Annotated in this window: 5 protein-coding genes; 2 read left to right on the plus strand and 3 right to left on the minus strand. The window is 42.1% G+C overall.

Annotated features, from left to right (window positions below):
* Both ACFFAP_RS34780 and ACFFAP_RS34785 read right to left on the minus strand, forming a co-directional pair.
* Positions 1-984: protein kinase (locus ACFFAP_RS34780; protein WP_375515480.1), on the minus strand; the 984-nt coding region annotated here is incomplete at its 3' end.
* 185 nt (positions 985-1169) lie between these two features.
* Positions 1170-2864 carry a protein kinase gene (locus ACFFAP_RS34785; RefSeq protein ID WP_375515481.1) on the minus strand — a complete coding sequence of 565 codons (1695 nt, stop codon included), beginning with the start codon at positions 2862-2864 and terminating at the stop codon, positions 1170-1172.
* A gap of 31 nt (positions 2865-2895) precedes the next feature.
* Between ACFFAP_RS34785 and ACFFAP_RS34790 the strand changes: the two genes are divergently transcribed.
* On the plus strand, positions 2896-3066 hold the full coding sequence (locus tag ACFFAP_RS34790; RefSeq protein ID WP_375515482.1) for a hypothetical protein: 171 nt from the start codon (positions 2896-2898) through the stop codon (positions 3064-3066).
* A gap of 98 nt (positions 3067-3164) precedes the next feature.
* Positions 3165-4679 (plus strand): phenylacetate--CoA ligase family protein, encoded by a 1515-nt coding sequence (locus tag ACFFAP_RS34795; RefSeq protein WP_375515483.1) that lies wholly within the window; start codon positions 3165-3167, stop codon positions 4677-4679.
* Between the two features lie 88 nt (positions 4680-4767).
* Here the strand turns inward: ACFFAP_RS34795 and cax are convergent, their stop codons facing one another.
* Positions 4768-5889, minus strand: a complete 1122-nt coding sequence (gene cax / locus ACFFAP_RS34800; RefSeq protein ID WP_375515484.1) for a calcium/proton exchanger — start codon at positions 5887-5889, stop codon at positions 4768-4770.
* Positions 5890-6010 lie beyond the last annotated feature (121 nt).

The following is a 6010-nucleotide window of genomic DNA, read 5'->3' on the forward strand; positions in this document are numbered from 1 at the left end:
GTATTGAGTTGGGGGAAAGTTAGCTGGGGGCGGGTTGAGGGCTTGGAGTACTTGATGGGCTGATTGATAGCGATCGCTTGGTCTGACAGATAGCATTTTATCTAATACCTGTGCCAAAGTTGGACTCAGGCTTACTTCCCGTCGCCATTGCCAGGTAAGGTTGTAGGTATCAATTAATTCTTGGGGTTGTTTCCCTGTCAATAAAACCAGCATTGTTGCGGCCATTGCATACAAGTCGCTGTGGGGAGATACTAACCCAGTTTGCATCTGTTCTGGGGGCGCAAATCCTATTTTACCTAATAGGGTTGGTGATGGAGAAGATGCAACTACGCCAGGTTGGTAATATTGAGAAGCAACGGTTGCTACTACTTGTTTGACACCGCCAAAATCAATTAACACTGGCAGTTTGTCAACTGTGCGAAGCATTAAGTTATCTGGAGATATATCTCGATGAATAACGCCTATGGAGTGGATATACTCCAACACTGGCAAAATTGAAAGCAACAATTGGCGCACTTCTACTTCTGTAAAGCGCAAACCCTGCTGTAGTCGGGCATTTAACAACGAGTTATAAGTTTCCCCTTCTACATAATCTTGCACCAAAAACAGATATTCTTTGCCCCCTAAGTTCATCCGAAGCAGTTCCCGGAAGCGGGGAATTTGGGGATGTTGCAGTTTATAAAGAACACTCGCTTCTCTCTCAAAGAGTTCTTCAGCTTTTTGGACAACGTAAGCGGTTTGAACTTGGGGGGAAAATTCTTTTAAGACACAAAGTTCGCGGAAACGATTGACATCTTCAGCTAAATAAGTCCGTCCAAAGCCACCCTGGCCAATTTGACGTACAATCACATAGCGATCGCCTAAAGTTAGTCCCGGTTGGATACTATAACTCATGGGCGTATCCAACAACTTTTCACCACACTGGAGACAAAAGCGACTACCTGGGGAATTTTCATGTCCTCGAGAACAATATATTTTAGTCATTTGTTATTTGTCATTTGTTATTTGTCATTTGTTATTAGTGACTCTTCCCCAGTCCCTAGTACACCACGGCGTAAATAGAGCAACCATTCAAAATCCCTAAAAAGCACATTCCATAATACTTTTGACTTTTGACTTTTGACTTTTGACTTTTGACTTCCGCCTTGCGGTACTAGTCCCCAATCCTCTTACTTGCCAGATTGTACTTTACTAACTTGATCGGCTGCGATCGCATACCAAATTTGACCGAAAGTCTGTTGATTGAGTTTCCCACGATCCTGATCGGGAAACAACCGATCAAATTTTTCATTTGCGTCTTTGGTCAGTTGATCAATTGTATAGTTTCCAAACTGCCCCGATCGCGCAAGTCGTCTCCATGTTGCATAATCTTTTTGACTATATTTACCCAATTTGCGACGAGCTGCTGTACTGAGGTTAGCCTGTTCTAGTTTATCCAACAAATCGTCAGCAATACCAGACCATTCATCTCGTAAACCAGCGTCTTCAGGTTTAGATGTCAGGCTACGTCCCTTTAACTCCGGTTTTTTTGTATAAAATGAATCATCTACCAAGGGAATAAAAAATCCTTCAGTAATTTCTAGCTGTTGGCGGCGACTGATAATTTTCTGGAGGTCACTATTTTTTCCTTTATCTCTGACTGGCTTACCGCCCGGTAATTGTGGAATTTGCGGTAAGGAAATTGATGGGATAGTGATTGAAGATACACTCCGAATGACTGCATTTACCACCGCCAAAGTACCTGCACCAGTTAAAACAATTAAAGCTGTTCCCCCTAAACTCATCACAAAAGGACGAATCCAAACAGGCCAAGATATTGGTTTAGCTATTGCTTGGGTTTTGTTCTGGAATCTACTCACAACAGCACCGGCGTGTTGTCTTCCCGGAGCAACTACCATCGTCTTGATCTTGGTAGTAATATAATTACCTGGGGATTTAGTAACAGTTGGCGATGGTAAATCTTTGAGGATTTGCTCGGCTCGTTGATAGCGATCGCTCGGTTTATAAGCCAGCATCTTTTTTAACACCGCTTCTAGTTGCGGACTAACTCTAATTTCCTTTCCCCATGCCCAAATTCCCTGATAGCTGTCGTATAATTTTTGTGGCTCTTTCCCTGTGAGCAACACCAATGATGTCACCGCTAAAGAATATAAATCACTACTAAAAAATGCTTTTCCCTGCCGTAACTGTTCTTCTGGGGCGTAGCCCTTTTTACCCAGCAAAGTGTTATTTCCAACCAACTTAGTCCGCCAAAAACCTTGAGAAGCTGGCAATTGCTTGACACCACCAAAATCAATCAGCACTGGGAGATTATCAGAACGCCGCCAAATTAAATTATCAGGAGAAATATCACGGTGAACCACATCTCTTGAGTGGATGTAAGATAATACGGGTAAAATCTGTTGCAGTAAGGTGATTATTTCCTCTTCACTAAAGGTCTTTCCTTGAATTTCACGCTGTTCTAATAATTGGTAGTAATTATCACCATCCACATAATCTTGTACTAGAAAGAAAAAATCTTTAGTACTTATCTTCACTTGTAGCGAGGCGTGAAAACGCGGAATCTGTGGATGCTGGAGTGTTTTCAGGACATTTGCTTCTCGTTCAAATAACTCTTTAGCTTTTTGTAAATCTAGCTTTTCTTCTACTTGGGGTGCAAATTCTTTCAGCACACAAGTTTGATGGGATTGATTTCTATCCTCCGCCAAATAGGTGCGTCCAAAGCCACCCTGTCCTAGATGACGGATAATTTGATAGCGATTATCCACCATCTGTCCCACAGCAAGAGGTAATGGTTCACCACAATGGATGCAAAAGCGGTTCCCACCATTATTTGTGTGTTGTTTACTGCAATAGAGCTGCATGGTGCCCAAGGATAAATTAAGGTTTTATTGAATGACTACAACGCGCATACCCTCATTTTCGGATATCCTACGAATTACATTAGCGAGTTTGACGCTCCTACGGACGCTCGTTCCTCGCTACCGCTTCGCTAACGCTAACGCAACTCTTAAAGAAGCACTCGCGTTCGCTATCGAGCGTCATTACGAATTACGAATTACGTAGCTTGCTTCTCGCCTTCTCTACGAGACGCTACGCGAATGGCGAGTATTACGAATTATTTTAACGGTGTTGATTCTACTTCAGGATAAATAACAAGTGTTATGAACCCCAAATCAAGACAGCAGCAAGTAATTAAGGCATTTGAAGATTTTTTGTCTACCCCCCTAGAAACGGTACTGCAACGGCATCTCAACACTCAAACTTCAGCAGCTTTGAGTTTATTTCACGATGTGGCGGCTAATGTACCTGCCTACAAGGCGTTTTTAGCAGAAAGGGAAATTAATCCTGCGACTATTCAAACCTTAGAGGAGTTTCAGAAATTACCAGCGATCGCTAAACAAAATTATATCCTGCGTTATCCTTTAGCTGAGTTGTGCCGCAACGGACAACTCGAAGCGTGCGATATGATAGCTGCTTCTTCCGGTTCTAGTGGGAAACCGACATTTTGGCCTCGTTTTTTCACAGATGAACTCCAAATCGCCACACGTTTTGAACAGATTTTTCACGATAGTTTCTATGCAGATACCAGACGTACCCTAGCTGTGATTTGTTTCACTTTGGGTACTTGGGTAGGTGGAATGTTTACCACTAATTGCTGTCGTTATCTTGCTAGCAAAGGTTATCCCATGACTGTAATTACTCCTGGTAATAATAAAGAAGAAATCTTGCGAGTTGTCCAAGAATTAGGTTCAGCTTTTGAGCAAGTGGTGTTATTGGGATACCCACCATTTTTAAAAGATGTGATTGATACTGGTATCGCCCGTGGTGTGGAGTGGCAGCAATATCAGATTAAATTAGTTATGGCGGGAGAAGTATTTAGTGAAGAATGGCGGAGTTTAGTTGGCGAAAGAGTTGGTTCACAAAATCCTTGTTATGATTTTGCATCACTCTACGGCACTGCGGATGCAGGAGTTTTGGGTAATGAAACACCGTTAAGTATCTGCATTCGCCGTTTTTTGGCAGAAAATCCTGATGCAGCTAGAGCTTTATTTGGGGAATCGCGTTTACCCACGTTAGTACAGTATGATCCTTGCAATCGCTTTTTTGAAGTTCAAGATGGCGGATTGCTGTTTTCGGGAGATAACGGCGTTCCCTTAGTACGTTATGACATCTTGGATACTGGCGGGATAATTAGTTATGACGCTATGCTGCAATTTTTAGCAGAATGGGGATTTAACCCGCTTGAAAATCTCCGTTTTGATACTCAACAATCACCTAGAGGTATTCATCAGCTACCTTTTGTTTATGTCTTTGGGCGTTCTAACTTTACAGTTTCCTACTTTGGTGCAAATATCTATCCCGAAAATGTGACGGTGGGATTAGAACAACCAGTAATTCAAGAATGGGTGACAGGTAAATTCGTGTTGCAGGTGAAGGAAGATGCTGACAAAAACCGATTTTTATCTGTAGTTGTGGAATTAGCACCAGGAGTAGAGGGTAATGAAGATCAAAGACTTGCGATCGCATCTTCTATTCTTTCACAACTGCTCCGCTTAAATAGCGAGTTTGCTAATTATGTTCCCCCAGAATATCAAACACCACAGGTTACATTAGCGCCAATGGGTGATTTTGAATATTTCCCGATTGGGGTGAAACATCGTTATACCCGTCAATAGAGTTTGGTTTCGCTTTCATCTCCAAAAAGCGTTTAATAATCAGCCAGATATAATTAATCGCATAACAGCGCCATTGCCCGATTAGCGCTCAAACTGGATGGAAGTAGAAGGCAGCACCCAGTATAGCATAGGTTGCTAGCAGCAACATCCCCTCTAACCAGTTAGAGCGACCATCCAAACTAATTAAGTTGGCAATAACCACTGCAATGATCACTGCAACAACCTCAAACAAGTTAAAGTTTAAATCCATTGGTTGTCCAATTACCTGCCCAACTAGCACAAGGAGCGGCGCAACCAACAAAGCAACTAGTAGACTCGATCCCATTGCTACAGATACTGCCAAATCCATATTGTTCTTAATCGCTACTCGCACAGCAGTTACATATTCGGCTGCACCTCCAACTAGTGGTAATAAAATTACTCCGGTAAACAAAGGTGTCAATCCTAGTCCTTTTGTTGCCTCTTCAACTGCACCGACAAAAATCTCAGACATGAACGCTATACCAATCGTTGCCACAAGCAAAACACCAACCCAAAGGCTCAAGTTTGGCTTTGAATGTTTATCTTGCTCTGTGGCGGCCTCGTCTTCAGAAACACCTTCTAGTTCTACAACCCCAACATCGTAGAGGTAGCTGTGAGTTTTCAAGGAGAATAACAGTGTAAAACCATAAACTACAATTAAAATAACTGCTACAAAAATCGACAGATTAGTAATAGCGCTTTGCTCGACCACATTAGATGTAGTGATCACCATTGCAGGCAGTACAATTGCAATCACTGCTAGTGTCATTGTCGAGCCATTGACTCGCGCTGCCATTGGCTGAAAAGTCTGCTCTTTATAGCGTAATCCTCCCAGCAACATCGATAGCCCCATTACCAGCAGTAAATTACTGATAATAGCCCCAGTAATGCTGGCTTTAACAATATCTACCAAGCCTCCTTTGAGAGCTACTAGAGCAATAATTAGCTCAGTTGCATTACCAAAGACTGCATTTAACAAGCCTCCGATAGAAGGCCCTAAAACCACAGCAATCTCTTCTGTGGCTTTACTCAGCCAAACTGCTAACGGAATGATTGCAAGTGCTGAAAGTCCAAACACCATTAATGCATCCCATTCTAACTTTTCTGCCACAATAGCAATAGGAACGAAAACTAGCAAACCTATTGAAATTAGATTTTTAGTTTGTATATTTTTGAGTTTGGTTGGCATGAGTATATAACTCTAATAATGATAACTATTGTTTAATTCATTGAAATACAGCAGATTGCAACAGGCGTGAGGTACAGATTATCGTAAGGGCACAACATTGTTGTGCCCCTACCCGTGTACT

The organism is uncultured Nostoc sp., assembly GCF_964245575.1.
Taxonomy (GTDB): Bacteria; Cyanobacteriota; Cyanobacteriia; order Cyanobacteriales; family Nostocaceae; genus Nostoc.

Bases quoted from the DNA above. Each gene is read 5' to 3' on its own strand.
- ACFFAP_RS34785 (WP_375515481.1), bottom strand. From the start codon at position 2,864: ATGCAGCTCTATTGCAGTAAACAACACACAAATAATGGTGGGAACCGC.
- ACFFAP_RS34790 (WP_375515482.1), top strand. From the start codon at position 2,896: ATGACTACAACGCGCATACCCTCATTTTCGGATATCCTACGAATTACA.
- ACFFAP_RS34795 (WP_375515483.1), top strand. From the start codon at position 3,165: ATGAACCCCAAATCAAGACAGCAGCAAGTAATTAAGGCATTTGAAGAT.
- cax (WP_375515484.1), bottom strand. From the start codon at position 5,889: ATGCCAACCAAACTCAAAAATATACAAACTAAAAATCTAATTTCAATA.